A 23901-nucleotide genomic window follows, 5' to 3' on the forward strand; every position below is an offset into this window, starting at 1 on the left:
TCCGCCGAGAAGCCTCCGAACGCCGAGACTTTCAGCGTTGCCGAAAAACGGCGACCGAGGCCATCGCGCGCGAATTCCCGTCAGGGAACCGGGACGTTCGAGGCGGCCCGGAAACGGTCGCCGGGCGGGGCGACGGCCGGCGTTGCCCGTTGCCGGGAAACGGCGAATCAGAAACCGATCGGCAGTCCCGCGTAGTTCTCCGCCAGTCCCGCCCGTCCCGCCTCGCTCCGCGCCAGCCACCGCAACTGCGAAAGCTGCAGCTGCCGGTCGAACGGATCGTCCGACTGGTGCAGCATCGTCGTCATCCACCACGAGAAATGCGTGCATCGCCAGACCCGGCGCAGTGCGGTGTCGGAGTAGGCGTCGGCGAGTGCGGAGTCCTTGTCCCGCACCAGGGCCGCCAGGGCGGGGGCGAGGAGGGCGACGTCGGCGACGGCGAGGTTGAGGCCTTTGGCGCCGGTGGGCGGCACGATATGGGCGGCGTCGCCGGCGAGGAACAGGCGGCCGTGCCGCATGGGCTGCTGCACGAAACTGCGCATGGGCAGCACGCTCTTGTCGGTGATCGGCCCTGGTGTGAGGGTCCAGCCGTCCTGGCCGTGGCCGAGCCGGGTCGCGAGCGCCTCCCAGATCCGGTCGTCGGACCAGGTGCCGATGTCGGTGCCGTTGGGCACTTGCAGGTACAGCCGGCTGACGGTGGCCGAACGCATCGAGTGCATCGCGAAGCCGTCGGGATGCCAGGCGTAGATGAGTTCGTCGGTCGACGGGGCGACGTCGGCGAGGACACCGAGCCACGAATACGGGTAGGTGCGCTCCCAAGTCTGCTTCGCGGCGTCGGGGATCGCGGTGCGGCAAGGGCCGAAGGAACCGTCACAGCCGACGATGACGTCGGCGTCGAGCCTCTGTCGTGTGCCTTCCGCGTCGGTGAAGGTGAGGTAGGGACGGTCGGTCTCGATGTCGTGCACGGCGGTGTCGGCCACCTCGTAGTGGATCTGCTGCCCGGCTGCCGCTCGCGCCTTGCCGAGGTCCTTCGTCACCTCGGTCTGGCCGTACACGGTGACGCTTCGCCCGACCAGGTCCACGAAGTCGAGATGGTGCCTCTCCTGCGGCCACTGCAGGTAGATACCGCGGTGCTCGTCGCCTTCGCGGTCGAGGCGGTCCGCCAGGCCTGCCTCGTGAAGAAGGTCCACTGTGGACTGTTCGAGGATGCCCGCGCGGATCCGCGCCTCGACGTACTCGCGCGAGCGGGCCTCCACGATCACCGATTCGACCCCTGCCAGATCGAGAAGATGCGACAGGAGCAGTCCGGCCGGGCCGGCGCCGACGATGGCGACTGGGGTGCGCATGACCGGAGTCTGGCCGCCGGGTGGGCGAACTCCTAGCGTTCGCTTCCACTCAGTGAAACCGGCAGGCTCCGCCCGATTCCGGCGGCCGCGACCTGGAGCGCGGACACCAGCCGCGCCCGGCCGCGGCTCAGATCCGGGACGACCAGGCCGAGCGCCGCGACGACCTCGCCACCGGACGGCCGGATCGGGACGGCGACCGAACAGGCGCCTCGGCTCATCTCCTCGACAGTCTGCGCGAACCCCTCCCGGCGGACGCGCCGCAACTGCTCACGGAGCCGTCCGGGCTGGGTGACGGTGTACGGCGTGACGCGGGTCAGGGAGGCGAGCACCTGCCGCTGGACGTCCTCCGGAGCCCAGGCCAGCAGCACCTTCCCGACGCCGGTGGCGTGCAGCGGCAGCCGTCCGCCGATCCGGCTGACCACCGGCACGGACGCGTTCCCGGAGAGCCGGTCGAGATAGAGCACCTGGACGTCGTCCCGCTCGCCGAGGTGCACGGTGGCGCCGGTCGCGCCGTAGAGGTCCTGGAGGAAGGGGGCGGCGACCTGCCGCAGTTCGAACTGGACGGGTGCGAGCAGTCCGAGGTCCCACAGTCGCCGGCCGACGGCGTACCGATCCTCGCGCCGCTCCAGCGCGCCCAGGCCCACGAGTTCGCGGGCGATCCGGTGCGCGGTGGGCAGCGGTAGGCCGGCGCGGCCCGCGAGTTCGGTCAGCGACAGCTCGCGATGGTCGACGTCGAACGCGCCGAGGAGCGCGAACGCCCGTGAGGTGACGCTGGCGCCCGGTGTGGACAGGTTCCCGGCCATCCGGGCATTCTCTCACTGAGCGGAAGTCAGGGCAGCAGGATCAGCCCGGCCCACAAGCCGGCGACGGCGAGCACGATGGCCGCCGGAACCGTGAGGTTCGGCCCGAGGTTGACCCCGATCAGCACGGCCAGCACCACCGGGGCCCCGCCCGCGGTGGCGAGCGGCAGCAGCACGAGCACCGCCGGCAGGTTGTTGATCAGGTTGGCGAGGACGGCCGCCATCAGGCCGAGCACGACCAGGACGAACGCCGGGGCCTTCCCTGCCGGGACCGCTTTGCCGCCACGAGGCCAGGCCGCCAGGTCTGCGGCGAAGAACCGGCGGAACACCAGGTACTCGGTGAGCACCGCCGCGAGCCAGGGCAGGGGCATGAGCCCGGTGAACCGGAGGAAGGAGATACCGGTCGCGGCGACGGCGAGCAGATTGGTCAGATTGGACACCGGCAGCAGCCGCCGTGGCCGTCCCCGGCCGAACCGGGCCATGAGCATCCCGCCGGGAAGGCCCGTCAGTGCCAACCTCCTCGTGAAGCCATACCCGGCAATCTAGCCTGAGTAGGCTCGGCGTCCGGACGCCGTAAGGAAAAGGGGCTTGGTGCGCGAGACGAACTGGGCGGGGAATCAGACTTTCACCGCAGAACGCATTCTTCGCCCTCGGACCGTCGAAGAGGTCCAGGAAGCCGTCGCCGGGGCGACGGCGGTCAAGGCATTGGGCAGCAGGCATTGCTTCAACGACATCGCGGACTTCCCGGGCGGTGTCCAGATCGACCTGGCCGGGCTCGACCAGATGGCCGAACTCGACAGTGACGCGGCGACGGTCACGGTGCCGGCGGCGGCGCGCTACGGCGACGTCGCCATCCAGGCGCACGCGGCCGGGTTCGCGCTGGCCAACCTCGCTTCGCTGCCTCACTGCACGGTGGCGGGCAGTGTCGCGACGGCGACCCACGGTTCCGGGCGGCGCAACCAGAGTCTCGCGTCGGCGGTGTCCGGTTTGGAGCTGGTCACCGCGGACGGTGAGGTGAAGACGTACTCACGGCACGACGGCGTGGTCGTCGGCCTCGGCGCGCTGGGCGTGGTCACCCGGCTGACCCTCGACCTGGTGCCGTCCTTCGACCTCCGCCAGGACGTCTTCGACGGGTTGCCATGGGAGTCGGCGTACGAGCACTTCGAAGAGATCCAGGACGCGGGTTACAGCGTCAGCCTGTTCACGAACTGGGCCCGCGAGACGATCGACCAGGTCTGGGTCAAGGGTCCGGGGCGGCCGGGCGCGGACTTCTTCGGCGCGAAGGCGGCGGACGGGCCGCGGCATCCCGCTCACGCGGCGGGTATCCCGGCGGACAACTGCACGCGGCAGCTCGGGGTCCCGGGGCCGTGGCACGAACGGATCCCGCATTTCCGCCTCGACTTCACGCCCAGTGTGGGGAACGAACTCCAGACCGAGTACTTCGTGCCGATCCGGCACGCCGTCGCGGCGATGGAGGCGATGCGCGGACTCGGGCACCGGCTGGCGCCCGTCCTGCTCACCTCGGAGATCCGCACGGTCGCGGGGGACGACCTGTGGCTCAGCCCGTTCCACGGCGGCGACAGGCTGGCACTGCACTTCACCTGGCAGCCGGACGAGGACGCGGTCCGCGAGCTGCTGCCCGTCATGGAGGAACGCTTGGCGCCCTTCGGGGTCCGGCCGCACTGGGGGAAGCTGTTCCACCACGCCGTGGACTACCCGAAGCTGGCCGATTTCCGGGCGCTGGCCACCGAACTGGACCCGGACGGGAAGTTCCGGAACCCGTTCGTCCGGCGGCACGTGTTCGGGGAGCCGGGCTGATATCCTGGCGGTAGTTGCTTGCTCGCGCGGGAAGATCCCCGGCTGCTGCACTGGAGCCGCACGTTTCTCCCGAGGAGCCTTCATGTCTCTTCCCCTCGCCCGTCGTATGGACGGCGTCACCAGTTCTCCCGTGCGCGACCTGCTCGCGCTCACCGCCCGTCCGGGCGTGATCTCCTTCGCGGGCGGTATGCCCGCGCCGGAACTGTTCGATGTGGACGGCCTCCGCGCCGCCTTCGACCGGGCACTCGCCGAGAAGTCCGCATTACAGTATTCGCCCACCGAAGGGAATCCGCGGCTGCGCGAGCTGCTCGCGAAACGGCTGGCCGGTCGCGGGCTCGCGACCACTGTGGACGATCTGCTGATCACCACGGGTTCACAGCAGGGCCTTCAGCTGCTGAGCACCGCGTTGCTCGATCCCGGAGCCACCGTGCTGGTGGAAGAACCGGTGTACCTGTCCGCGTTGCAGTGCTTCCAGCTCGCCGAGGCGCGGATCGTGCCCGTTCCCGGTGACCCGGAGGGGATCGATCCGGCCGCGCTGGACGAGATCGCGGCCAGGGAACGGCCGTCGCTGTTGTACCTCGTCCCGACGTTCTCGAATCCGTCCGGCCGGACGATCAGCCCCGGCAGGCGTCGCGCGCTCGCGGAAGTCATCGCGCGCCACGGGTTCTGGCTCGTCGAGGACGATCCGTACCACGAGCTGCGGTATCGCGGCGAACGCGAAGAACTGATGTCGGCCCGTCCGGAACTCGCCGAGCGCGCGATCTACCTCGGCAGTTTCTCGAAGGTGATCGCCCCGGGGATGCGGCTGGGCTGGCTCCGGGCGCCGAGGGAGCTGTTGCGCCGCGTCGCGATCCTCAAGCAGGCGAGCGATCTGCACACCTCGACGGTCGATCAGGCGGCGGCGGCCGAGTACCTGGCCGCCGCGGATCTCGACGCCCACGTGCGGAAACTGTGCGCGACCTACCGTGTCCGCCGCGACGCGATGCTGGCCGAGCTGCCCGCGATCACGCCGCCCGGGACGACATGGACCGACCCGGACGGCGGGATGTTCGTCTGGGTCACCCTTCCCGGCGGCGCGGACACGGATTCACTGCTGCCTGAAGCGTTGCGCCACGACGTCGCTTTCGTGCCCGGTTCGGCGTTCCAGGTGGGGGAGCCGGACCGGTCGGCGTTGCGGCTCTCGTTCGCCGCACACGCGCCGGAGACGATCGCCGAAGGGCTGCGGCGGCTGCGCAAAGCCCTTCATGGACGCTAATCGGCCTGCGGATCCCAGGTCAGCAGCCGGACTTTGCTGACGGTCTGGACGTGCCGTCGCATCGCGTTCGCCGCCGCCTTCGGATCGCCGTTCCGGATGGCGTCGGCGATCTTCTGGTGCTGGCTCAGCGAGCGGGACGGCCTGCCGGGCTGTCGTAGCGACTCGTTGCGGCTCTCCGCGATCTGCGCGTCGATCGAGCGCATGAACTCGGCGAGGAGACCGTTGTTCGCGGCGGCGGTGATCGCTTCGTGGAACCGGCGGTCGCCTTCCGCGCCGTGCCCGCCGTCGCCGATCTCGGTCGCCATGTACGCCAGCGCCGCGTCGATGGCGGCGAGATCCGCGTCGGAGCGCCGCAGCGCGGCCAGTTCCGCGAGCTTGGTCTCCATCGCTTCGCGGGCTTCGAGCACTTCCGGGAGCCGGCTGCGGCGCGCCACGAGTTCGTCGACCGGTTCGACGTCGAGGTGATCGTTGCGCAGGTAGGTGCCCCCGCCGTGGCGGGACTCGAGCAGTCCCTGTACTTCGAGGACGACGATCGCCTGCTTGATCGACGCGCGGCTGACCCCGAGCCGCTCGGCGAGGTCGCGTTCGCTGGGGAGCTTGTCGCCCGCGTGCAGGCCGGACTCCTCGACGTGCGCTTTGATCCGCTCGATGACCTGCTCGTAGAGCTTCGCCCGGTTCAACCGGCTCAGCGCCTCCGGCACTCGGTCCCCCTCGCTCGTACTGGACAAGTGGCTGAGCCAATTTACCATTCTTGGGTTGACAGGTGGTCGCCGTCACAGGGAAAGTGGCTCAGCCACTAGTCCACTCGGCCACTCGCCAAAGGGGCTCCCGCCGTCAAGGAGGACGGTCATGTCCGCCCAGCTGATCTCGATTCTCGTCCTCGTGGTGATCTTCGCCCTCGCCACGACCCGTTCGATCAACATGGGGGCGCTCGCCTTCGCCGGCGCTTTCCTCGTCGGCACCCTCGCCGGTGGCCTGGACACCGACGGCATCTTCGCCGGATTCCCCGGCGACATCTTCGTGGTGCTGGTGGGGGTCACCTATCTGTTCGCCATCGCCAGGGCCAACGGCACCACCGACTGGCTGGTGGCGGCGGCCGTCCGGCTGGTCGGCGGCCGGATCGCGCTCATCCCGTGGGTGATGTTCGTGGTCACCGGCGCGCTGACCGCGATCGGCGCGGTGAGCCCGGCGGCCTGCGCGATCGTCGCGCCGATCGCCCTCGGTTTCGCCGCCCGGTACAAGATGGGCCCGCTGCTCATGGGCGCGATGGTGGTGCACGGCGCGCAGGGCGGCGGGTTCTCGCCGATCAGCGTCTACGGTTCGATCGTCAACGGGATCGTCGAGCGCAACAACATCGCGGGCAGCCCCGTGGTGCTGTTCTTCGCGAGCCTCGGCATGAACCTCGCCATCGCGGGTGTCCTGTTCGTCGTCCTCGGCGGGACCAAACTGCGGCGCCGAGAGCTGGTGACGGCGGGCGCCGCCGGTGCGGAGGCCGACGAGGAACCGCTGCCGCACGAACAGCGCATTCCCTTGGACGGCCCCAAGATCGTGACGCTGACCGGCCTGATCGCGCTCGTGGTCGGCACCCTGGTGTTCGACCTCGACCCGGGCCTGACCGCCATCACCGTCGCCGTCCTGCTGAGTGTCGTGTGGCCCAAGACCAGCCGGTCCGCCGTCTCCGAGATCACCTGGCCGACCGTGCTGCTGATCTGCGGCGTGCTGACGTATGTGGCGGTGCTGAAGGAGATCGGCACCATCGACTACGTCGGCAACGCGGTGACCACCGTGGGGATCCCGCTGCTCGCGGCGCTGCTGCTCTGCTACATCGGCGGCGTCGTCTCGGCCTTCGCGTCTTCGGTGGGGCTGATGGGCGCGCTCATCCCGCTCGCCGTCCCGTTCCTGGCGCAGGGCACGATCGGGCCGGTCGGCATGATCGCCGCCCTCGCGGTCTCGGCGACGATGGTGGACGTCAGCCCGTTCTCCACCAACGGCGCGCTCGTCCTCGCCAACGCGAAGGACGTCGACCGGGACAAGTTCTTCAAACAGCTGCTGGTCTACGGGGCGCTCGTGGTGGCCGTCGTGCCGCTGATCGCCTGGCTCGTGTTCGTCGTGCCCAACTGGGGCTGAGGGAGGAGATCCATGCTGATCGCCGGAAAGAGTGACCGCGTCGCCCTGCGGTTCGGGGCCGAATCCCTGACCTACGGCGAACTCGCGTCCGTCGCGGGCCCGATCGCCGCCGCGCTGGCCGGTCGCACGCGCGTCGCGGTGTGGGCGACACCGACGCTCCGGACCTGTGTCGCGATCGTCGCCGCGCTGACCGCCGGGGTCCCGGTGGTGCCGGTCAATCCGAAGGCCGGATCACGCGAACTGGCGCATATCGTCGCCGACAGCGCGCCGGATCTCGTGCTGGCCGCGCCGGATGCCGTGCTGCCGCCGGAACTCGAGGCGCTGCAACGGGTTCCGGTCGAACTGGACCTCTCGGGCACGCCGTGGCATGGCGACGAACCGGACCCGGAAGCCCCGGCGTTCGTCATCTACACCTCCGGGACCACCGGACCGCCGAAGGGTGTCCTGCTCCCGCGCCGGGCGGTGGCGTCGAATCTCGACGCGCTCGCGGAGATCTGGGACTGGACCGACGCCGACGTCCTCGTGCACGCCCTCCCGTTGTTCCACGTGCACGGCCTGATCCTCGGGGTGGTCGGCCCGTTGCGGCGGGGCGGTTCGCTCCACCACCTCGGCCGGTTCACCAGTGAAGCGGCCGCGAAGGAACTCGCCGGCGCGGGCACGATGCTCTTCGGCGTCCCGACGATGTATCACCGGCTCGCGGCCGACTGCGAGGCCGATCCCGCGCTGGCTACCGGAGTGGGCGCGGCGCGGCTGCTCGTCTCGGGTTCCGCGGCCTTGCCCGCGACCGATCACCAGCGCATCACCGCCGCGACCGGCCAGCGGGTCGTCGAACGCTATGGAATGACCGAGACACTGATGAACTGCGGTGTCCGCGCCGCGGGGGACCGGCGGCCCGGTGCGGTCGGCCCGCCGGTGCCCGGCGTCGAACTGAGGCTCGTCGACGACTCCGGCGAACCGCTCATCGGCGAGATCGTCGGTGAGATCGAGGTCCGCGGCCCGAACCTGTTCCTCGGCTACCTGAACCGGCCGGACGCCACGGAAGCCGCGTTGCACGACGGCTGGTTCAAGACCGGTGACATGGCGATACGCGATCCGGACGGTTACGTGCGGATCGTGGGCCGCCGCGCCACCGACCTGATCAAGAGCGGCGGCTACAAGATCGGCGCGGGCGAGATCGAGAACGCGCTCCTGGAGCATCCCGGGGTCGCCGAAGCGGCCGTCACCGGGGAACCGGACGACGACCTCGGCGAGCGCATCGTGGCCTGGATCGTCCCCGCCGAGGTCAAGCCGTCGGCGGGCGAACTCGCCGACCACGTCGCCGGACTGCTGTCACCGCACAAGCGGCCACGTGTCGTGCACTACCTGGAAGCGTTGCCCCGCAACGAGATGGGCAAGGTCCTCAAGCGGGCTCTCCATGGCTGACCCACTCGGCTGGGACGGTTACGAAGTTTCCCTGGCACGCGCGAGGGAACGCACGGGCACGGACGAAGCGGTCGTCTGCGAACGCGCGAAGATCGGCGGCCACGAGGTCGTGAAGATCCGCTTCGAGTTCGGGTTCCTCGGCGGCTCGGTCGGGACCGGGACCGGCGCGCTCATCGAGCGGGCGTTCGACGAGGCGCACTCGCACCGTCTGCCCGTCGTCTCGCTGTTGTCCACGGGCGGGACCCGGATGCAGGAAGGCGTGCCCGCTCTGCGGCAGCTGCAACGGATCGCGCGAGGTCTGGCACTGCTGCGCGAAGAGGGGCTGCCCCACATCACCGTCGCGCTGCATCCCACCACCGGCGGCGTGTGGGCGTCCCTCGGTGCCGACGCCGATGTCGTGCTCGCCGTTCCCGGCGCTCAGGTGGGCTTCGCCGGCCGCCGGGTGCGGCCGGAGCGGTACGCCGACGACCCCGCGTATACGGCGGAAAACCAGTACGCGGCCGGATATGTCGACGAACTGGTGACCGAAGACGCGCTCGCCGATCGGCTGGAGGTCTGGCTCGGGCTCTTGACCGGTGCTTCCCGGGACCGCCCGGCGGACCTGCCGCGCGCGCTCGGCGCCCTCGATCCCACGCGGGACGGCTGGCACTCCGTTCAGCGGGCGCGATCGGTGGGCCGGCCACGCGCGGACGCTTATCTCGACGACCATTTCGACACTCGCGTCCACCTCCGGGACGGCGCCGACGGTGGCGTCCTCTGCGGGATCGGGAGCCGTGGCGGGCGGCCGGTGGCGTTCGCGGCGCAGACCGGGACCGCGACCACACCCGAGGGCTTCCGGACGGCGACACGGTTGATCCGGCTCGCCGACCGGCTGGGGCTACCGGTGCTGACGCTCGTCGACACCCCCGGCGCGGCCGCCGATCCGGCCGCGGAGACGGCCGGGGCCGGGAACGCCATCGCCGGCCTGTTCGGCACGATCGCGGCGGCGAACGTCCCGATCACGACCTTGGTGATCGGTGAGGGCGGTTCGGGCGGCGCGCTCGCCCTCTGTTCGACGGACCGGATCTGGCTCACCCCGGACGCCTGCTTCACCGTGATCGCCCCGGAACTGGCGGCCGGGATCCTCAAACGGGACCCTGAAGAGATCCCCGCCCTCGCCGGCGAACTCAAGCCACGCCCCGAAGATCTGCTCGCCCTCGGTGCCATCGACGGCATCGCGGGATCGGAACCGGTCACCTTCGTGAGATAAGGGGTTCGACATGTTCAAGCGGATATCCGCCGCGACGATCGCCGCGGTCACGCTCGCTCTCCTGGCTGCTTCGCACGTCCAAGCGACTACGCCGTCCCGCTATGTCGCCATGGGCAGTTCCTTCGCGGCGGGTCCGGGAATCCCGCCGCAGCAACCGGGAACACCGGCCGCGTGCGGACGTTCGACGAAGAACTACGCGAGCCTCGTGGCCGCCGGCCGCGGGCTCGCCCTCACCGACGCCACCTGCAGCGGCGCGACCACCGCGAACATCCTCACCACCGGACAGGCCGGGCAGCCGCCGCAGATCGAGGCCGTCACCAGGGACACCCGGCTCGTGACCATCACCATCGGCGGCAACGACGTCGGCTACGTCGGCAGTCTGTTCACCTACGGCTGCCAGAACACCGGCGGCACGAACTGCGGCCAGGTCGACCAGGACGCCGTCCGCGCGGCACTCACCACGGTGCACGAGAAGATCGGCGCCGTCATCGCGGAGGTCCATCGGCGCGCACCGCGAGCCCGGGTGCTGGTCGTCGACTACCTGACGATCGTGCCGCGCACCGCGCCCGCGTGCGACGGCGTTCCGCTCACCCCGGCGCAACTGGCCTTCGAACGCGAGGTCGCGGATCGGCTCGCGGCGGCGACCCGGCAGGCCGCCCGCACTGAGCGGGCCACCTTGATCCCGGCTGCCGCCGTCAGCGCGTTCCACGACGCTTGTGCCGCCGTGCCGTGGATGGAGCGGTACGCGGCCGCGCCGGGACGCGTTCCCTATCACCCGAACGAAGCCGGGATGGCGGCCGTCGCGGAGCTGATCACGGCACGGCTGCGTTAGCCGCGCGGAAGGTGCGGCGGTAGCTGTCCGGCGGCACGCCGACGGTCCGGTTGAAATGCCGTCGGAGTGTCGCGGCGGTGCCCATCCCGGTGGCCTCCGCGATCAGGTCGACGCTGTCGTCGGTCCGCTCCAGGAGTTCCTGCGCGCGGCGGATGCGCTGGTTCAGCAGCCAGCGCAACGGGGTCGTCCCGGTCGCCGAGCGGAAATGCCTGGCCAGATTGCGCGAGCTCATGTTGGCGTGGCGGGCGAGATCCTCGACGGTCAGCGGCCGGTCCAGCCGTTCGGTGATCCAGGGGAGCAGGCCGCCGAGCGGATGGTCGTCCTGTTCGGGCACCGGGGCGGTGACGAACTGGGCCTGCCCGCCCGCGCGGTGCGGCGGGACGACCAGGCGGCGGGCCACGGTGTTCGCGACCGCCGAACCGTGGTCGGAGCGGACCAGATGCAGGCACAGGTCCATCGCGGCGGCCTTGCCCGCCGAGGTGAGCACGCTGCCGTTGTCGACGTAGAGGACGTCCGGATCGACCTCTACCAAGGGATGTCGGGCGGCGAGGACGTCGGTGTGCGCCCAATGCGTCGTGGCGCGGCGGCCGTCGAGCAGGCCGGCGGCCGCCAGCACGAACGCGCCCGTGCAGAGGGACGCGACCCGTGCGCCCGCTTCGTGGGCGGCCCGCACGGCGTCGACGAGGTCCGCGGGCGGATCGATGTCGATGTCGGCCCAGCCGGGGACGATGACCGTGTCGGCGCGCGCGAGATGGCCGAGCCCGTGGTCCGGTTCGAGGAGGAAGCGGCCGACCCTCACCGGCTTCGATCCGCAGACGCTGAGTTCATACCAGGAGCCGGCGAATCCCGGCAGGCCCGTGCCGAAGACCTCGTGGGCGATGGCGAGCTCGAACTGCAGCATGCCGTCAGTGGCGGCGAGGGCGACCGTGCTCATGTCCGAAAGTGTACGCATGATGGCGTTCCGGACACTGTCAGCGGACGGGACCCGCCGACAGGATGGTCCACAGTGGATCAGTCGAGGACAGGAGAACCCTCATGGGTACGTACGACGTCGCGGTGTTCGGGGCTTACGGGCACACCGGGCGCTTCGTGGTGGAGGAGTTGCGCGAGCGCGGTTTCGGCGTGCTGGCGGTGGGGCGTGACGAGGCGAAACTGCGCGGTCTGCCTTGGTCCGATCTCGACATCCGGCAGGCGTCGGTCGACGACGCGGCTTCGCTCGACCGCGCGTTCAAGGGCGCCGAGGCGGTGATCAACGCCGCCGGCCCCTTCGCCGACACCGCCGCTCCGGTGATCGAAGCGGCGTTGCGAGCGGGCGTCCCGTATCTGGACGTGGCGGCGGAGCTCGAAGCGAACATGGACACCTTCGCGCATTTCGGTGATCGTGCCGAGGGAGCGACGGTGATCCCGGCGATGGCGTTCTTCGGCGGCCTCGGCGACCTGATGGTCACCGCCGCGATGGGCGACTGGACGTCCGCGGACGAAGCGCACGTCGCCTACGCGCTGAGCAGCTGGCATCCGACCGAGGGAACCCGCGCGGCGGGCAAGGTGTCACGGGAACGGCGAGGCGGTCAGCGGATCCGGTTCTCCGGCGGCCGGATCGAGTATCGCGACGACGCGCTGCCGGAACTGGACTGGGACTTCCCCGCGCCGCTCGGGACCCGCGCCGTGCTCGGCGAGTTCACGATGGCCGACGTCGTCACCGTCCCGAGCCACCTCGCCATCCCGGAGGTGACCACGTACATGACCGTGAACGCGGCTCGTGAGGTGGTGACACCCGAGACGCCCACGCTGGGATCGGACGGCCCGTCCTCGCAGGAGTTCCTGGTCGACGTCGTCGTGCGATCCGGTGACGCGGAACGGCGGATCGCCGCGCGAGGCCAGGACATCTACGCGATCACGGCACCTTTGGTGGTGGAGGCCGTCCAGCGGGTGCTCGACGGGCGGACCAAGGCGACCGGGGTCGTCTCGGCCGGGGAGGTCTTCGACGCGGCCGACTTCCTGGCGGCGCTGACCCCGCGGATCACCGTCACCGGGTGACACCCGCCCGCCGGCCCGGATGCGGCAGCCGCGCGGGCGGGGCTTCGCCGGGCCGGTACTCGAAATGCCACCATTCGTTGTCGTAGATCCGGTAGAGCGCGAAGCGGGCACCGTGGTCCTCCAGCCACTGCGCGCCTTCGCGCGGCCGGACGTCCAGCGCGGTACCTCGGACGTGCGCGGAATCCTTCGGCGGCAGGACCCGCTTTCGCCCGGCCTCGGCGAGGAAAAGGCGATGCTGCTCGGCGGCGTCGCGATGTCCCGACGTGACGCCGAGGAGCGTGCCGTGCCGCCAGAACGCCTCGGTCCTGGCGGCGGTGAACGCGTCGAGGGTGCCGGCGGTGAGCCCGGCGAGGTTCTCGGCGGGGAACCGCAGCGACAGCGCCCAGCCGCAGGCGAGCCGCCGGGCGTTGCCGGGGGACCGCAGCCACGCGGGGATCAGCAGCAGCACCGCGAGGACGCGGGTGATGGCCGCGAGCACGAGTTCTTTCATGCCGTTCACAGTCGGCGTCGCTTGTCCGAGGCCGGTCGCGGCGACGTGCGCGGACGCCGACGAAAATGTCACCGTTCCGCACGGAGCACGCCGTGACAGAACGAAGACATTCCGCGGACGCTCCGCGGAAACAGGATGGGCACCATGGCGTGTCATGGACGAGCGGATCACGTCCGGCGCTGCGATAGTCGTCGGCATGCCCAGGGTGCTGCTCATCGAGGACGACCAAGCCGTGCGTGACGGGCTGTGCATGGCGCTGGGCGGCCGCGGCCACGCGGTCGACGCGGTGGCCACCGGCGAGGAAGGCCTCGCGCGGCTCGCGTCGCGGCCGCCGGACATCGTCGTGCTGGACCTGATGCTGCCCGGGCTGGACGGCTTCGAGGTCTGCCGCCGGATCCGTGCCGCGGGCGACCTGCCGATCATCATGCTCACCGCGCGCAACGAGGACATCGACGTCGTGGCCGGGCTCGCCGCCGGCGCGGACGACTACGTGGTCAAACCCGCCAGGGCACAGGTACTGGAGGCGCGGATCCGCGCGGTGCTGCGCCGCAGCGGGCAGCCGTCGCACGCGGCGCCGGCGGCGTCCGGGATCGAGCGGCACGGCGATCTCGGCATCGACCGTGCCGCGCTGACGGTGACCAAAGGCGGGGAACCCGTCGCCCTCGCTCCGACCGAGCTGCGGCTGCTGCTGGAACTGACCCAGGTGCCGGGCCGGGTGCTCAGCCGTCAGTACCTGCTGGAAAGTGTGTGGGAGCACGGCTACTTCGGCGACTCGCGGGTCGTCGACGCCTGTGTGCAGCGGCTGCGCGCGAAGATCGAGGACGACTCTTCCGCGCCGGTGTACGTGCAGACGGTCCGTGGGTTCGGCTATCGCTTCGGGCCACTGTGAAGCTTTGGGGTCTGCGGACACGGCTGCTGATGGCGTTCAGCATGCTGGTCGTGATCACGGCGGCGACGGTCGCCGGGTTCGGCTACGTCCAGTCCCGCACCGTGATCCTCCAGCAGGCACAGGACGCCACCGCCCGTGTCCTGGTCGACAAGGCCACCGCGCTGTACCCGCTCGGCCCGCTGCCGCCGGGTGACGGGACGCTGAGCCGGATCAGCGGCGAACTGTCCGACCGTGACTTGAGTTCCTTGGTGCTGTACGCGGAAAAGTCGAGCGGGAACGAGCAGATGCGGGCGCTGATCTCGCCCGAACTCCGTGCACGGGTCCAGGCGGGAAACGTGGCCTGGCAACGGGTCGACGTCGCGGGTACGCCGATGTTGCTGGTGGGCACCAGGTTCACCGTGCTACTGCCCGGCGGACAGCAGCGGGCTTCGGGGATCGAGGCCTACATCGCCCGCAGCATGGTTCCCGAGGAGCAGAGCATCGACGAACTCGCCACCCGTGCCTGGCTGATCGGCGGGGTGGCGCTCGTTCTCGCCATCGGACTGGCACTGCTGGCCGCGCGTGGCGTCCTGCGGCCGGTGCGGGAACTGGGCGACGCGGCACAACGGCTGGGCGCCGGCGATCTGCGGGCCCGCATCAGTGTCCGTGGTTCGGACGAACTGGCGGGTGTGGCGCGGACTTTCAACGAGACGGCCGAATCGCTGGAACGGCATGTCGGCGAGTTACGACGGATGGAAGCCGACGCACGGCGGTTCGTCGCGGACGTCTCGCACGAACTGCGCACCCCGCTGGCCGCGATGACCGCGGTCGCGGACGTGCTGGAGCAGGAGGCGTCGCGGCTGCCGGGGGACGCGGGACGTGCGGCGCGGATGAGCATCGACGAGACGCACAACCTGACCCGGCTGGTGAACGACCTCATCGAGGTGTCGCGGTTCGACGCCGGGGCCGCCGCCCTCGCACCGGAGGAGGTCGACGTCGCCGAGGTGGTCACGGCGAGCCTGCGCATCCGCGGCTGGGCAGGCGAGGTGGAAGGAGATCTGCCCGCCGGGATCTTCGCCGGGCTGGATCCGCGGCGGATGGACGTCATCGTGGCGAACCTGGTCGGCAACGCGGTGCGGCACGGGGAAAAGCCGGTCTCACTGAGACTTTCCGAAGCAGGGGAGTGGATCACGCTGGAGGTCGCGGATCGCGGGCCGGGGCTGGCGCCCGAGGTGCTGCCGCACGTGTTCGACCGGTTCTACAAGGCCGATTCGGCAAGGGCGCGTTCCGGCGGCAGCGGGCTCGGTCTCGCGATCGCCTGGGAGAACGCCCGTCTGCACGGCGGCACCCTGAGCGCGGCCAACGGCGTCGACGGTGGCGCCGTGTTCACCCTGCGCCTGCCTCACCGGGTGGTGACGGAATGAAGCGGATCGTGTTCGCGCTGCTCCTGATCGCGTCGGTGGTCGCGGGTTGCGGTGTCCGGCCCAGCGCCGTGATCGCCGGAGCGCCCGCGCCGACGGGGCCTGCCAACGGCGCGGTGCTCTACTTCCTGTCCGGCGGGCAGCCGGTCCGGGTGCTGCGCCCGCTCGCCGAGGGACTGCCGCCGGCGAGCCCCGTCGATCTGCTCGCCGCCGGACCGGACGAGAGCGAGCGGGAACGGGACTACACCACCGAAGTCCCGCCAGGCACCGCGGTTCTCGACCAGAGCGCCGGGCCCAACGGGGTCACGGTGACCCTCTCGATCGGCGTCGCCGCGCTGTCGGCGATGGCCGTCGACCAGATTGTGTGCACCGCCAGGGATTCGCTCGGCGGAAGCGCGCAGATCACCTTGCGGGGCGGAGGAACCATACGCGGTCCACTGTCCTGTTCCTTGCCCGGTTAGCGGTGCGGGGGGTCGTGAGTGGCGTTTCGGGTTAGAACCCGAAACGCCACTCACGACCCGCGCGCCCCACGGCTGAGCCGAGGGAAGGGGGCCTTCACGCGCAGCCGCAACCACGTAGCCCTTTGCCCGCCAGGACCGGAATGCAGACACAAGTGGCACGTGCCACGGCATTTTTACCCTGCCCGTCCAGGCGGACGTGTCATGGATCACCGGTGTCGGTCCCTCGCTTTGTCCGGATCCGCCCGCTAGCTTAGGCAAGGCTAAGCATAGGGAACGGGGGGTTGTGGCGTGGAAGGGATCGAGGGCAAGGTCGCGCTCGTCACCGGAGGCGCGCGCGGGATCGGGGCGGCCGTCGTGGACGGGCTCGTCGGAGCGGGCGCGATCGTGGCGGCGGTGGACCTGACCGAAGGGCCTTCGCGGGACGGGGTGACCTCGTTCGTCGCGGACGTCGGGGATCCCGCGGCTGTCGCGCGGGTGGTCGACGACATCGAACGCGAACTCGGGCCGATCGGGATCGGGGCGTCCGTCGCGGGCGTGCTGAAGCCGGGGTCGGTCTGCGAGACGAGTGACGAGGACTGGGCGGCGACGTTCGCGGTCAACTCCACCGGGGTCTTCACTGTCCTTCGTGAGATCTCCCGCCGGATGTTGCCTCGCCGGAGCGGTGTCCTGGTGACGGTCGGGTCGAACGCGGCGGGCGTCCCGCGCGCCGGGATGGCCGCGTACGCCGCCTCGAAGGCCGCGGCGACGATGCTGACGCGCTGTCTCGGCCTCGAACTCGCCGGTTCCGGTATCCGCTGCAACATCGTCTCGCCCGGCTCGACCGACACTGAGATGCAACGTCTACTGTGGACGGACGAGAACGGCGCGGACCTTGTCATCGCGGGAAATTTGGAGCAATACCGCGTCGGCATACCACTGGGCCGGATAGCCGAACCCGCCGATATCGCCGACGCGGTCCTGTTTTTGGCCTCCGATCGAGCGCGGCACATCACGATGCAGAATCTCTACGTCGACGGCGGCGCCACGCTCCGCGGGTGATCTCGATGACGCAACGAAGACTTTTCGGGTCCGTACGATTAGGTTAGGCTAACCGAAAAGGCGCGTCCGGGGGTTTGCGTTCCGCGCCGGCATACGGCACCGCGGCACCACGCGGGTGCCGACCTGGTCAGTAGTATTCGCGAAAGGGAATCCAGTCGTGTCCTCACCTGCACCGGCCCGACCAAGGCCGGTCCACCAGGCGGCCGATCTGCTGGCGGCGTACCTGCCCGGATCGTTCTACTACTCGTCCGCTCGAGGATCGCTTCTCGCCGACGGGGTGTACTCGCCGGTCCACGCGGCGCCGGGCAAACGTGCCCGTGCCGCCGCCGAGATCCTCGACGCCGCTTTGGTGGCGGGAGTGGACGAACCGGTGGTCGTCGGGGCGATCGGGTTCCGGCCCGACGCGCCGAGCAGCCTGGTGGTGCCCGCGGTGGTCCGCCGGGCCGGACCACCGAAGAAGAGTGGTCCGGTGGCGCCGCTCGGCGGGAACTGGTCGGTGTCGCCGCGGCCGGCACCGGAGGTCTACACCACTGCCGTCGCCAGGGCGCTGGACGAGATCCGCGACGGTGACCTGCGCAAGATCGTGCTGGCCCGCTGCCTCGACGTCACCGGCGGAGACCCCGTCGCCGTACCGCGGCTGCTGGCCCGCCTCGTCCACGCGGACCCGGCCGCCCATGCCTTCGCCGTCGACGTCAGCGCGCCGGGTGATCCCGCGCCGCGCACCCTGATCGGCGCGAGTCCGGAACTGCTGGTCTCCCGCCGCGGCCGGATCGTGACGGCCAACCCGCTGGCCGGATCGCGGCCGCGAGTGGCCGACGACGCCGAGAACGCCCGCCGGATCGACGATCTGCTGGCGTCCGAAAAGGACCGTGCCGAACACGCCCACGTCGCCGCTCAGGTGGCCGAGGTGCTGGGCCGGTTCTGCGTCGACCTCGACGTCCCCACCGAACCCGAGGTGATCGGTACGCCCACGATGTGGCACCTCTCGACCAGGATCAGCGGACGGCTCGCGGACCCGGGCGACGCCGGTTCGTCCGCGCTCGGGCTGGCTGAAGCATTGCATCCGACACCCGCCGTCTGCGGTGTGCCGACAGCGCTCGCTCGCGACACCATCGCCGCGCTCGAACCCGAGGATCGGGGCTATTACGCGGGTCTCGTCGGCTGGACCGACCAGGACGGTGACGGCGAATGGGTCGTCACCATCCGCTGCGCCGAGGTCCGCGACCGGACGGTGCGGCTGTTCGCCGGCGCGGGTGTGGTGGCGGGTTCCGACCCGGAAGCCGAACTCGCCGAGACCGGCGCGAAGTTCGGCACCATGCTGCGTGCGCTCGGCCTGGAGGGAGTGGCGTGAACCCGGACCACGTGCCCTGGCCGCCCGAAACCGCCGCGCGGTACCGGGCTTCGGGATACTGGCGCGGCCAGACCTTCGGCAAGCTGCTGACCAGCCTTGCCGAGGCGTACGCCGAGCGTCCGGCCGTGATCGGCGAGACCGCCCGCTGGACGTTCGCCGAACTCGACGAGCGGGCGCACCGGGTCGCCGGCGGGTTCGCCGGGGCCGGGATCCAGGCGGGTGACCGGGTCGTCGTGCAACTGCCGAACGTGCCGGAGTTCGCGTCCGTCGTTTTCGGACTGTGGCGGGCGGGCGCGCTGCCGGTGTTCGCGCTTCCCGCGCACCGGGCCAGCGAACTGCGGCATTTCGCCGAGCAGAGCGAGGCCGCGGCGATCCTGACCGTCGGCGAACACGAACGGTTCGACCACGCGTCCATGGCGCGCGCGGTCGCGGCCGAGATCCCTTCGGTGCGGACCGTCTTCGTCGTCGGCACGGAGGAGTTCGCCGTGCTCGAAGCGGCGACTCCGCGCGCTCTGCCGGATCCGGATCCCGCCGGGGTCGCGTTCCTCCAGCTGTCCGGTGGTAGCACCGGCTTGCCCAAGCTGATCCCGCGCACGCACGACGACTACCTCTACAGCGTGCGCGAAAGTGCGCGGATCTGCGGCCTGCGCCCGGAAAGCGTGTACCTGGCCGCGCTGCCGGTCGCGCACAACTTCCCGCTCAGCTCGCCCGGCCTGCTCGGGGCCCTGCACGCGGGCGCGGCCACGGTGTTCGCGCCGCGTCCCGACGCCGACACCGCGTTCCGGCTGATCGAGGCCGAGGGCGTGACGATCACCGGGCTCGTGCCGCCGCTGGCCGCCGCGTGGGCGCAGGCGGCCGCGCGGACCACCCGCGATCTGTCCTCTTTGGACGTCCTGCTGGTCGGCGGCGCCAAATGCGCGCGTGAGCTGGCCGAGAAGATCGGGCCCGCGCTGGGCTGCCGTCTGCAACAGGTGTTCGGGATGGCCGAAGGGCTGGTCTGCTACACCCGGCTCGACGATCCGGACGAGTACGTCCTCGCCACGCAGGGACGGCCGATTTCGCCGGACGACGAGATCCGCGTCGTGAACCCGGACGACCCACTGTCCACTTCGGACGATGTCGTCGCGCCGGGCGAGATCGGCGCGTTGCTGACCCGTGGCCCGTACACGATCCGCGGCTACTACCGCGCCGCCGAGCACAACAAGACCGCGTTCACCGAGGACGGCTTCTACCGCACCGGCGACCTCGTGCGACAGCATCCGTCGGGACACCTCGAAGTCGTCGGCAGGGCCAAGGAACAGATCAACCGCGGCGGCGAGAAGGTGGCCGCGGAAGAGGTCGAGAACCACCTGATGGCCCATCCCGGCGTGCTCGACGCCGCCGTCGTCGCGGTGCCGGATCCGTACCTGGGCGAGCGCACCTGCGCCTACGTCGTCCCCGCTGCCGGTGCGGAACCGGTCGCGGCGGAACTGCGCCGGTTCGTGCGCGAGCGCGGGGTGGCGGCGTTCAAGGTGCCCGATCTGGTCCAGGTGGTGCCGGAGTTCCCGGTGACGGGGGTCGGCAAGACCAGCAAACGCGAGCTGCGGGCGGCGCTGGCCGCCCTGGCGAAGGAGATGTGAACGTGTCACTTCCCAAGATCCAGCCGTACGCCCTGCCGGCGGAGGCCGAGCTGCCCGCCGGACGGGTCGACTGGAAACCCGACCCCGCCCGCGCCGCGCTGCTGGTGCACGACGCGCAGCGGTACTTCCTCGCGCCGTACGAGGGATCCCCGGTCCCGGAGATGGTCGCGAACATCGCCGCGCTGGCCGACGCCGCCCGCGCCGCGGGCGTTCCGGTGTTCTACACCGCGCAGCCCGGTCACCAGGCCGCCGAGGATCGCGGTCTGCTCACCGAGTTCTGGGGCGACGGCATCGGCGCGGTCATCGAGGACGACCCCGCGGCCGCGGACGTGGTGCCCGAACTCGCCCCGAAACCGGGTGACACCGTGCTGACGAAGTGGCGCTACAGCGCGTTCCAGCGCAGCACGTTCACCGAACAGCTCGCCGAAGCCGGTCGCGATCAGCTGCTGATCACCGGTGTCTACGCGCATATCGGCTGCCAGGCCACCGCCGTCGAGGCGTTCATGCGCGACATCCAGCCGTTCCTGGTCGGTGACGCGGTCGCGGACTTCTCCCGCGAACGCCACGACCAGGCCTGCGAGTACGTCGCCCAGCGCTGCGGCGCACTGACCACCACGGCCGCCGCGCTCGGCGCGCTGGCCCCGATGCACGCCGGAGCACGGTAATGAGCCTCACCACCACGAAGATCCACGCCGACGTAGCCGAACTGCTCGGCTGCGACCCGGCCGAGCTGACACCGGACACCGATCTCACCGACCTCGGCCTCGACTCGATGCGGATCATGGGCCTGGTCGAGCAGTGGCGCACCGAGGGAGCCGACACCCTGGAGTTCGCCGACCTCGCCGAACAGCCGACCCTCGGTCACTGGACCCGGGTCCTCACCGGGAGCCCCGCGTGAGCCGCGCCGACCACCGCCACCGGCACCTCGAACGCATCGCCGAGGTCCGCGTGGGCGAGCACGCGGAGAAGGTGGGCTACCCGATCCGCGTGCGGACGGCCGAAGTCGTCCGCACCGCGATGATCGGCTCCGGACTGGTTCGCGTGACCCTTGGCGGACCCGGCACGGCCGGGTTCGAGGCGCATTCGCCCGACGAGCACGTGAAGCTGATTTTCCCGGAGCTCGACCCGGAGCCGAGGCTGCCGGAGCCGAACGGCGACATGCTGCGCTGGCCGAAGCCGTTCCCGACGACGCGCGAGTACACGGTCCGCCGCTACGACCCGGCCTCCGGGGAACTCGACCTCGACGTCGCGCTGCACGACGGTGGACTCGGTGCCGAGTGGGCCAAGGCCGTCACGCCGGGTACGCCGGTGCACGTCGCGGGTCCGCCGGGCGGGCTGATCGTGCCGCACAACTACGACCGGTACCTGCTCGCCGGCGACCTCACCGCCCTGCCCGCGATCGCGCGCTGGCTCGAAGAACTGCCGCGCACCGCCGCGGGCTGGGCGTTCATCGAGGTCGCGGACGCGGCCGAGGAGATCGAGCTGTCCGCACCCGAGGACGTCGAAGTGCATTGGCTGCACCGGGGTGCCGCCGCGCCGGGCACCACCGACATGCTCGCCCGCGCGGTACAGACGATCGAAGTCCCCGCAGGTGAACGGCTCTACGCCTGGGTCGCGGGCGAGGCGGGGCAGATCAAACCCCTGCGCCGATGGCTCAAGAACGACCTCGGGCTCGGCAAGGCCGACCACGACGTCACCGGCTACTGGAAACTCGGCGTCGCCAACTTCGACGACGACCACGACCACTGATCCCCACCCACTGAAATAACGAGGAATTCCCATGCGCACCACCAGAACCCGACGTCTCGCCGGAGCGATCGCGCTCGCGCTGACGGTCGCGACCGCGGCCACCGCCTGCGGTTCCGGCGAAGACGGCAAGGCCGCAGACGGCGGTCAGACCCGGGTGTTCGCCGCCGACAACGGCCAGATCACCATCCCGGTCTCGCCGAAGCGGGTCATCGCCACCGGCTACGCGGTCCCCGCCCTGCTCGAAGCGGGCGCGCCGCTGGTCGGGGTGTCCAGCTGGAAGCGCGGTGTCCCGCTGTTCAACGAGCAGGAGCGCAAGAAGTACGACGAACTGGCGAAGGTCGCCGGCGAGACGGCGGCGGAGACGAACTACGAGGCGATCGCGCAGGCTGATCCCGACCTCATCGTCATCGGGGTGCCCAAGCCGGTGCTCGCCGACATCGACGTCAAGCGACTCGAAGCGATCGCCCCGGTCGTGGCGATCGGCCCGTCGGTGCCGTCGATGTGGCGTGAGCTGTCCCGTAAGCAGGCCGATGCCGCGGGTGCGGCCGCCGGGTTCGACGCCGTCAAGACCGCGTACGAGACCAAGGCCAAGGGGCTGGCCGAGAAGTACAAGGCCGTGCTGCCGCAGCTGAAGCTGGGTCACGTCGGTGCCTACGGCGAGGTCGCCAAGGGCAACTTCCAGCGCGAGTTCAACGGTTCGTGGGGCACCAACGCCGCACAGGACCTCGGCGCCACCTACTACGGCCAGGTCAAGGTCAAGGGCGGCGGCTCCAAGGACGTCAGCGAGTACCCGTCGATCGAAGAGCTGCCGACGGCGTTCGCCGAAGCCGACGCGATCAGCTACTCGGTCGGCCCGGACGGTTCCGTGCCCGCGCCGGTCAAGTACGTCCTCGACTCGCCGCTGTGGAAGGAACTCCCCGCGGTGAAGGCGGGCAAGGTCTACGCGTTCCGTTACACCGAGGCCGCCACCTACCGGGCCGCGACGTCCACTTTGGACGCTGTCGACCAGGCGTTCGCGCCGCTGCTCAAGCAGTGACCACCACCGGGCGGTCCGCGCTGCTCGGCGCCGCACTGCTCGGGCTCGTCGTGGTCGCCGTGCTGAGCGTCGGCATCGGCGCGCACGCCATCGCCCCCGGAGAGGTCGTGCGCGCCCTGCTCGGCGACGGGAACCCGAGTGACCGGGCGATCGTCCTGGACATCCGGATGCCGAGGGCGGTGCTCGCGATCGGCGTCGGCGCGGCCCTCGTCGACGACGGGGTGCTCGTGCAGGCCTTGTCCCGCAACGCTTTGGCCGAACCCGGCGTGCTCGGCGTGACCGCGGGGGCCGGGTTCGCCATCGCGGTGGGTTCGTCGTTCGGCCTCGCCGCGTCGGCGACCGTCGAACTGGGCCTGGCGGTGGTGGGCGCGCTCGGCGCCTCGGCGCTGGTGTACGCGGTCGGCAGCAAGTCGCCGCTGCGGCTTGTGCTCGCCGGGACCGCGCTGAGCGCCGTGCTGCTGGGGCTCACCCTCGGCCTGCGGCTGCTGTTCCCGGAAACCTTCGACGTCTACCGGTTCTGGTCGGTCGGTTCGCTGGCAGGCCGGGAACAGGCGCCGACGACGGTGCCGCTGATCATCATCGGGCTGTCCCTGCTGGGCGCGTTCGCGGTGAGCCGTCAGCTGAACGCCATCGCGCTCGGCGAGACGGTCGCGCACACCCTCGGCGCGAACGTCGCCCGCGTCCGGATGGCCACCCTGCTGCTGATCACGCTGATGGCGGGCGCGGCCACCGCGCTGGCCGGGCCGATCCTGTTCGTCGGGCTGATCGTGCCGCATCTGGCGCGGCGGGTGGCCGGCGCGTCCATCCCGTGGCTGATCGCGTTCGCCGCACTGCTCGGCCCGGTCCTGATGCTGGCGGCGGACGTCGGCTCGCGGGTCCTGCTGCCGACCGGTGAAGTCCCGGTCGCGATCGTGACCGCGTTCCTCGGCGGCCCGGTGCTGATCTGGGCCGTCCGCAAATACGGGGCGGCGCCGCTGTGAACACT

At 70.8% G+C, this 23901-nt stretch carries 23 protein-coding genes and 1 pseudogene; 18 read left to right on the forward strand and 6 right to left on the reverse strand.

Annotated features, from left to right (window positions below):
• Window positions 1-167 precede the first annotated feature (167 nt).
• From DL990_RS29680 to DL990_RS29690, 3 genes and pseudogenes are all read right to left on the reverse strand, one after another.
• On the reverse strand, window positions 168-1343 hold the full coding sequence (locus DL990_RS29680) for a 4-hydroxybenzoate 3-monooxygenase (RefSeq protein ID WP_125800637.1): 1176 nt from the start codon (window positions 1341-1343) through the stop codon (window positions 168-170).
• Window positions 1344-1375: 32 nt separating this feature from the next.
• Window positions 1376-2146 carry an IclR family transcriptional regulator gene (locus DL990_RS29685; protein ID WP_125784491.1) on the reverse strand — a complete coding sequence of 257 codons (771 nt, stop codon included), beginning with the start codon at window positions 2144-2146 and terminating at the stop codon, window positions 1376-1378.
• A gap of 26 nt (window positions 2147-2172) precedes the next feature.
• Window positions 2173-2592: pseudogene (locus DL990_RS29690) on the reverse strand (arsenic transporter); the annotation flags it as partial.
• A gap of 142 nt (window positions 2593-2734) precedes the next feature.
• Between DL990_RS29690 and DL990_RS29695 the strand changes: the two are divergent.
• Window positions 2735-3961 (forward strand): FAD-binding protein, encoded by a 1227-nt coding sequence (locus DL990_RS29695; protein ID WP_125800638.1) that lies wholly within the window; start codon window positions 2735-2737, stop codon window positions 3959-3961.
• Window positions 3962-4043: 82 nt separating this feature from the next.
• Window positions 4044-5216, forward strand: coding sequence for a PLP-dependent aminotransferase family protein (locus DL990_RS29700; RefSeq protein WP_233620618.1), 1173 nt, complete (start codon window positions 4044-4046; stop codon window positions 5214-5216).
• On the opposite strand, the gene DL990_RS29705 is transcribed toward DL990_RS29700, so the two are convergent.
• Window positions 5213-5917 carry a FadR/GntR family transcriptional regulator gene (locus DL990_RS29705; RefSeq protein ID WP_125800639.1) on the reverse strand — a complete coding sequence of 235 codons (705 nt, stop codon included), beginning with the start codon at window positions 5915-5917 and terminating at the stop codon, window positions 5213-5215. The two genes, DL990_RS29700 and DL990_RS29705, sit on opposite strands and share 4 nt — an antisense overlap.
• Before the next feature lie 148 nt (window positions 5918-6065).
• Here DL990_RS29705 and DL990_RS29710 point away from each other — a divergent pair, with 148 nt between their 5' ends.
• The 4 genes from DL990_RS29710 to DL990_RS29725 are packed head-to-tail and all read left to right on the forward strand — an operon-like array spanning window position 6066 to window position 10846.
• Complete coding sequence (locus DL990_RS29710; protein ID WP_125800640.1) at window positions 6066-7343, forward strand: SLC13 family permease; 1278 nt, start codon at window positions 6066-6068, stop codon at window positions 7341-7343.
• A gap of 12 nt (window positions 7344-7355) precedes the next feature.
• Window positions 7356-8765: an acyl-CoA synthetase gene (locus tag DL990_RS29715; protein ID WP_125800641.1), complete on the forward strand. Its 1410-nt coding sequence runs from the start codon at window positions 7356-7358 to the stop codon at window positions 8763-8765.
• Window positions 8758-10014: a carboxyl transferase domain-containing protein gene (locus tag DL990_RS29720; RefSeq protein WP_125800642.1), complete on the forward strand. Its 1257-nt coding sequence runs from the start codon at window positions 8758-8760 to the stop codon at window positions 10012-10014. The genes DL990_RS29715 and DL990_RS29720 overlap by 8 nt, the downstream gene beginning before the upstream one ends.
• Window positions 10015-10024: 10 nt before the next feature.
• A complete protein-coding gene (locus DL990_RS29725) occupies window positions 10025-10846 on the forward strand; it encodes an SGNH/GDSL hydrolase family protein (RefSeq protein WP_125800643.1) in 822 nt (273 codons plus the stop codon).
• Here DL990_RS29725 and DL990_RS29730 read toward each other — a convergent pair.
• Window positions 10827-11780, reverse strand: a complete 954-nt coding sequence (locus DL990_RS29730) for a helix-turn-helix domain-containing protein (protein ID WP_199746658.1) — start codon at window positions 11778-11780, stop codon at window positions 10827-10829. The two genes, DL990_RS29725 and DL990_RS29730, sit on opposite strands and share 20 nt — an antisense overlap.
• A 101-nt stretch (window positions 11781-11881) precedes the next feature.
• Here DL990_RS29730 and DL990_RS29735 point away from each other — a divergent pair, with 101 nt between their 5' ends.
• Window positions 11882-12883: a trans-acting enoyl reductase family protein gene (locus tag DL990_RS29735; protein ID WP_125800644.1), complete on the forward strand. Its 1002-nt coding sequence runs from the start codon at window positions 11882-11884 to the stop codon at window positions 12881-12883.
• Here the strand turns inward: DL990_RS29735 and DL990_RS29740 are convergent.
• Window positions 12873-13373 carry a D-alanyl-D-alanine carboxypeptidase gene (locus tag DL990_RS29740; RefSeq protein WP_125800645.1) on the reverse strand — a complete coding sequence of 167 codons (501 nt, stop codon included), beginning with the start codon at window positions 13371-13373 and terminating at the stop codon, window positions 12873-12875. The genes DL990_RS29735 and DL990_RS29740 overlap by 11 nt on opposite strands.
• Before the next feature lie 154 nt (window positions 13374-13527).
• Here DL990_RS29740 and DL990_RS29745 point away from each other — a divergent pair, with 154 nt between their 5' ends.
• The 11 genes from DL990_RS29745 to DL990_RS29795 all read left to right on the forward strand — a co-directional run bounded on the left by DL990_RS29745 (window position 13528) and on the right by DL990_RS29795 (window position 23896).
• Window positions 13528-14262 carry a response regulator transcription factor gene (locus tag DL990_RS29745; protein ID WP_125784469.1) on the forward strand — a complete coding sequence of 245 codons (735 nt, stop codon included), beginning with the start codon at window positions 13528-13530 and terminating at the stop codon, window positions 14260-14262.
• Window positions 14259-15665, forward strand: coding sequence for a HAMP domain-containing sensor histidine kinase (locus DL990_RS29750; protein WP_125800646.1), 1407 nt, complete (start codon window positions 14259-14261; stop codon window positions 15663-15665). The genes DL990_RS29745 and DL990_RS29750 overlap by 4 nt, the downstream gene beginning before the upstream one ends.
• Window positions 15662-16123 (forward strand): GerMN domain-containing protein, encoded by a 462-nt coding sequence (locus tag DL990_RS29755; protein WP_125800647.1) that lies wholly within the window; start codon window positions 15662-15664, stop codon window positions 16121-16123. Before DL990_RS29750 ends, DL990_RS29755 begins: the two co-directional genes overlap by 4 nt.
• Window positions 16124-16411: 288 nt before the next feature.
• Window positions 16412-17161, forward strand: a complete 750-nt coding sequence (dhbA, locus tag DL990_RS29760; protein WP_125784463.1) for a 2,3-dihydro-2,3-dihydroxybenzoate dehydrogenase — start codon at window positions 16412-16414, stop codon at window positions 17159-17161.
• Between the two features lie 157 nt (window positions 17162-17318).
• Window positions 17319-18512, forward strand: a complete 1194-nt coding sequence (locus DL990_RS29765; RefSeq protein WP_125800648.1) for an isochorismate synthase — start codon at window positions 17319-17321, stop codon at window positions 18510-18512.
• Entirely contained in the window at window positions 18509-20131 is a 1623-nt protein-coding gene (locus tag DL990_RS29770; protein WP_125800649.1) for a (2,3-dihydroxybenzoyl)adenylate synthase, read from the forward strand. The genes DL990_RS29765 and DL990_RS29770 overlap by 4 nt, the downstream gene beginning before the upstream one ends.
• Window positions 20128-20796 (forward strand): isochorismatase family protein, encoded by a 669-nt coding sequence (locus DL990_RS29775; RefSeq protein ID WP_125784457.1) that lies wholly within the window; start codon window positions 20128-20130, stop codon window positions 20794-20796. Before DL990_RS29770 ends, DL990_RS29775 begins: the two co-directional genes overlap by 4 nt.
• Window positions 20796-21029 (forward strand): phosphopantetheine-binding protein, encoded by a 234-nt coding sequence (locus DL990_RS29780; protein WP_125784455.1) that lies wholly within the window; start codon window positions 20796-20798, stop codon window positions 21027-21029. Before DL990_RS29775 ends, DL990_RS29780 begins: the two co-directional genes overlap by 1 nt.
• Complete coding sequence (locus tag DL990_RS29785; protein ID WP_125800650.1) at window positions 21026-21880, forward strand: siderophore-interacting protein; 855 nt, start codon at window positions 21026-21028, stop codon at window positions 21878-21880. The genes DL990_RS29780 and DL990_RS29785 overlap by 4 nt, the downstream gene beginning before the upstream one ends.
• A 31-nt stretch (window positions 21881-21911) precedes the next feature.
• A complete protein-coding gene (locus DL990_RS29790; RefSeq protein ID WP_125784451.1) occupies window positions 21912-22916 on the forward strand; it encodes an ABC transporter substrate-binding protein in 1005 nt (334 codons plus the stop codon).
• Entirely contained in the window at window positions 22913-23896 is a 984-nt protein-coding gene (locus DL990_RS29795) for an iron ABC transporter permease (protein WP_125800651.1), read from the forward strand. Before DL990_RS29790 ends, DL990_RS29795 begins: the two co-directional genes overlap by 4 nt.
• Window positions 23897-23901: the final 5 nt, after the last annotated feature.

It is taken from the genome of Amycolatopsis sp. WAC 01416 (genome assembly GCF_003947485.1).
Classification (GTDB): domain Bacteria; phylum Actinomycetota; class Actinomycetes; order Mycobacteriales; family Pseudonocardiaceae; genus Amycolatopsis.

Excerpts from the sequence above, each read along its gene's own strand:
- DL990_RS29680 (WP_125800637.1), bottom strand. The coding sequence starts at position 1,343 with ATGCGCACCCCAGTCGCCATCGTCGGCGCCGGCCCGGCCGGACTGCTC.
- DL990_RS29685 (WP_125784491.1), bottom strand. The coding sequence starts at position 2,146 with ATGGCCGGGAACCTGTCCACACCGGGCGCCAGCGTCACCTCACGGGCG.
- DL990_RS29700 (WP_233620618.1), top strand. The coding sequence starts at position 4,044 with ATGTCTCTTCCCCTCGCCCGTCGTATGGACGGCGTCACCAGTTCTCCC.
- DL990_RS29710 (WP_125800640.1), top strand. The coding sequence starts at position 6,066 with ATGTCCGCCCAGCTGATCTCGATTCTCGTCCTCGTGGTGATCTTCGCC.
- DL990_RS29715 (WP_125800641.1), top strand. The coding sequence starts at position 7,356 with ATGCTGATCGCCGGAAAGAGTGACCGCGTCGCCCTGCGGTTCGGGGCC.
- DL990_RS29720 (WP_125800642.1), top strand. The coding sequence starts at position 8,758 with ATGGCTGACCCACTCGGCTGGGACGGTTACGAAGTTTCCCTGGCACGC.
- DL990_RS29725 (WP_125800643.1), top strand. The coding sequence starts at position 10,025 with ATGTTCAAGCGGATATCCGCCGCGACGATCGCCGCGGTCACGCTCGCT.
- DL990_RS29730 (WP_199746658.1), bottom strand. The coding sequence starts at position 11,780 with ATGAGCACGGTCGCCCTCGCCGCCACTGACGGCATGCTGCAGTTCGAG.
- DL990_RS29735 (WP_125800644.1), top strand. The coding sequence starts at position 11,882 with ATGGGTACGTACGACGTCGCGGTGTTCGGGGCTTACGGGCACACCGGG.
- DL990_RS29740 (WP_125800645.1), bottom strand. The coding sequence starts at position 13,373 with ATGAAAGAACTCGTGCTCGCGGCCATCACCCGCGTCCTCGCGGTGCTG.
- DL990_RS29745 (WP_125784469.1), top strand. The coding sequence starts at position 13,528 with ATGGACGAGCGGATCACGTCCGGCGCTGCGATAGTCGTCGGCATGCCC.
- DL990_RS29755 (WP_125800647.1), top strand. The coding sequence starts at position 15,662 with ATGAAGCGGATCGTGTTCGCGCTGCTCCTGATCGCGTCGGTGGTCGCG.
- DL990_RS29780 (WP_125784455.1), top strand. The coding sequence starts at position 20,796 with ATGAGCCTCACCACCACGAAGATCCACGCCGACGTAGCCGAACTGCTC.
- DL990_RS29790 (WP_125784451.1), top strand. The coding sequence starts at position 21,912 with ATGCGCACCACCAGAACCCGACGTCTCGCCGGAGCGATCGCGCTCGCG.